The sequence below is a fragment of the uncultured Campylobacter sp. genome, from assembly GCF_937949835.1.
Classification (GTDB): Bacteria; Campylobacterota; Campylobacteria; order Campylobacterales; family Campylobacteraceae; genus Campylobacter_B.
Genome location: NZ_CALEDC010000071.1, coordinates 1 through 2,130 on the forward strand (window position 1 = coordinate 1; position 2,130 = coordinate 2,130).

Genomic DNA, 2,130 nt, shown 5'->3' on the forward strand with positions numbered 1-2,130 from the left:
CAGAGGCGAGTTGGACGAACCCTACATCAATACTATCCTAAAAAACGCCAAGGCGCTCAAGAAGTCAGATAGCGATACCTACGAAAGGATCAAGAGAGCTTTTTTCGACGGCGCGCTCATAGGCGAGATCGCCCAAAAAGATTGGGATAAGCATAGCGCGACGTTTGATAAGCTACTTCAGATCAACAAGACCGTGCTTACGAATTACCACCAAACCCACATCGTAGATATGGTGGAGAGTTTTCTTGCTTCGGTAGAGAAGCTCGGATATCCTTTCGCGCAATACAAGGGAGAGCTGTATTTCTGGACGAAAACGCATTACGCTAGGGTCGATCTGCGCGTACTAAATCACTTCCTGCAAGAGTATTGGATGCCGAGGGCTTGCGTGGACGTAAAGAAAAAGAGCGTGGATAACTCCACGAAGATCATTGAAAATTTGCTTAACAAAGCCCACCCGCTCGATACGCTCAAACGCGACGAGCAAAGGCGGGTTATAAATCTAACCAACGGCACGATCTTTATCTCGAAGTATGGAAATATCACCTTTAAATCGCGCCACGAAAAGGGCGACGGCGCGCTGAATATCTTGGATTTTGCATACGACAAAAACGCCGCTTGCCCGAAGTGGAATAGATTTTTGCGCCAAATTTTAGCAGACAAGGACGACATCAAGACCTTGATGGAGTTTATCGGATACTGTTTCTTGCCGAGCCACGAATTCGAAAGCTTTCTGTTTTTATACGGAAAAAGCGGCGCCAACGGCAAGAGCGTTATCTTAGATACCATTCGCAACTTTTTCGGCGAAGACAACGTCTCAAGCCTCCAGCTCCAGCAGTTTGAGGGGCACCAGCTTTACGGACTTTCAAACAAACTCATTAACATTGGAACTGAGATTGATAAGAATGGCACCGACAAGGGCCAGCTTGCAAACCTAAAAGCCCTCGTATCCACGAAGGACCAAATTATGATAAACCCAAAAAATGAGAAGCCTTTTAACCTTTTGCCGAATGAAAAGCCCAAACTCGCCTTTTCGGGCAATGTCAAGCCTAAGCAAGGCGTGGATAACGCAACGCTTCGCCGAATGGTGCTTATCAGCTTCGATAAAGAGATCAAAGACGGGCAAAAGATTAGAGGGCTTAGCGACCGCTTTAACGACGAGATGGCTGGGATTTTTAATCTGGCGCTTTCCGGGCTTATGCGCCTCGTAAAGCAGGGCAAATTTACCCGCTCCAAGCGAATGCTGAGCGAGCTTGAGGAATATAGAGACGACGTCAATCCTATGAGGGCTTTCGTAAGGGATGCCGTCATCCCCGACGAAAATTACTTCATTCCCAATAAATACCTCTATATCCTCTACAAGACATACATCGAGGATAAGGGCGGCACCCCGCAGAAAGAGAAAAATTTTTATGCAAATTTTATCGACGAATGCACGATAAACAATATCAAGGTTGCCCGCGGAAGAAGACGAATGCCATATCCTTTGGCGGGACTAAGCGGTGATAGGCCTCATTGCGTATTCGGGATCCGAGCGAATGAAAATTTGGATTTTAACAAAATCAACGTGGACGGCAACTTTATAGAAGTTGGCGCCCTAAGCGAATATCAAATCGGGGGAGCAAGAGGCGATGATGAAGAATAACCTTGTCCCACGATACAGGCTTTTGTCCCGCTATCGTCCCACTATTTTGATTCGATGTCGGGACAGCGAAACTGCGGTAAAATCGGCTCTAGGGGCTTGTTGTCCCAGTGTCCCACCATTTTCGCTCATATATTCATATATTTTTATTACTGAATTTAAACTTAATTTGCCTTTGATTTTTAAATTTTTTTCTACCGATTATATAGGGAAAATGATGGGACAGAAAGAAACCTTAAAGAAGCAAACAACGTTTTTTAGGCTATTGACCTTTGTCCCACTATTTTTAAACTTAAAGGGACGGCAATCTCGCAAAAGCCCGTTATGCGGAATTTTGAGCGGGTCAGCATTTTTCGGCGATAGTGGGACAGCTGGGACAGAAGCGAAAGAGAGGGCGCGAGAGTGGAAACTATGAACGAGATACAACAAAAAGCCTTTGACATCTATATCCAAAGCGCGAGCCTAGAGAACGACTTTACCCCGATTTCGGA

Annotated in this window: 1 protein-coding gene; it reads left to right on the top strand. The window is 45.6% G+C overall.

What is annotated here, in order from left to right; genetic code table 11:
• On the top strand, positions 1 to 1,642 hold a 1,642-nt coding region (locus tag Q0256_RS01595), incomplete at its 5' end, for a phage/plasmid primase, P4 family (protein WP_297959498.1).
• Positions 1,643 to 2,130 lie beyond the last annotated feature (488 nt).